Genomic DNA, 1,562 nt, shown 5'->3' on the forward strand with positions numbered 1-1,562 from the left:
AAATAGTGGCCGTCAGCAGAAACTCAACGACATCCAGTTCCGGATTGCTCATTCCCACTGATGTTACCACGCAACCGGTATAAGTCACTCGAAGCCCCGATGGCCGACACCAAGGTAATATACCACCTCTGTGTGTTTCAAACATGGCAGCTGATAACACATTACTCGCAGTGTATCGGAGCCGCATCGGCGAGCCGACGACCGACGACGAGGCCTACGGGTACTGGCTGTTTGTCATCGGCATCGTACTCGGAATCGTCGGACTCCTGCTGTTCTATTCGACAGCGTCCCGTAGCACGCCGCGGCAGTTCGGCTATCTGCTGGGTGCTATCGGGCTCATACTGCTGTTTGCGGGACCGACAATCAGACTGCCCCTGACACGCCGCGGCCTGATACTCACCTACCTCGGTGCCGTGGTCGGGCTGGTCGCGATGGTATGGTTCACCACGTTCTACCCGTCGAACTGGACCGGCCCCGAGGGGAACCCGGCGGTGACGCTGTACATCGCCGGCCTCGGGCTGATGGCGGTCGGGGCGGTCCTCTCCCCGCTGCTGACCGGGCGGAAGGAGGCGTACGACGAGGCCGTTCGGACGGCACAGGAGGCGACTGAACTGGCCGAGCAGGCATCGGCGGACGCCGATCGGGCGTCCCAGGAGGCCAGCCAGCAGTCCCAGGTCGCCGACCAGGCGACCCGCGAGCGCGACACGCTGGCCGAGGAACTGGCGACCAGCGAGGCCGCTCGCGAAGAGCTTTCGACTGTCGCCGAGGCAACCGAGGCGGAACTCGCCGCGGCCCACGCCACCATCGCGGCCGCGATGGACAGCAAGGCGACGTTCGAACTGTACGAGGACTCGGCGGGCAAGTACCGCTGGCGGCTCCGCCACCGGAATTCGAACATCATCGCCGACAGCGCACAGGGGTACGCCTCGCGCCAGAAGGCGATGCAGGGGCTCCGCAGCGTCCAGTCCAACGCCGCCGGCGGGGCCGTCGTCTTCTTCGAGGACGCGACCGAGGACGACACCGCCGAGGACGTGCCGGTCGTGCCGGCCCCCGAAAGCGACGCCGCGTTCGAACTGTTCGAGGATTCGGCCGGGGAGTTCCGCTGGCGCTTGCGCCACGACAACGGCAACATCCTCGCCGACAGCGGCGAGGGGTACGCCTCGAAGTCGAACGTCCGTTGGGCGCTGCAGAGCGTCCGCGCGTACGTCCCCGGCGCGGCCTACCTCAGGGTCGACCCCGTCGCCTACGAGGTGTACGCCGACGCCGCCGGGGAGTTCCGCTGGCGCTTGCTCCACCGCAACGGTAACATCCTCGCCGACAGCGGCGAAGGATACAGCTCCCGGTCGAACGCCCGGCGGGCGGCCCGTCGAGTCAGCGAACTCGCACCCGATTCCGCGGTCGATGATCGTTTCGAGGTGTATGAGGACGCTGCCGAGGAGTGGCGCTGGCGGCTGCGGGCCGACAACGGCGAACTCATCGCCGACAGCGGCGAGGGGTACGCGAACCGGTCGAAGGCGATGGACGCCGTCGAGCGGGTCCAGTCCTACGCCGCCGACGCCGAC

Annotated in this window: 1 protein-coding gene; it reads left to right on the forward strand. The window is 66.8% G+C overall.

What is annotated here, in order from left to right:
* Nucleotides 1-143: 143 nt before the first annotated feature.
* On the forward strand, nucleotides 144-1,562 hold a 1,419-nt coding region (locus tag G9463_RS23615), incomplete at its 3' end, for an HVO_2922 family protein (protein WP_165897996.1).

The sequence above is a fragment of the Haloarcula sp. JP-Z28 genome (genome assembly GCF_011440255.1).
GTDB lineage: Archaea > Halobacteriota > Halobacteria > Halobacteriales > Haloarculaceae > Haloarcula > Haloarcula marismortui.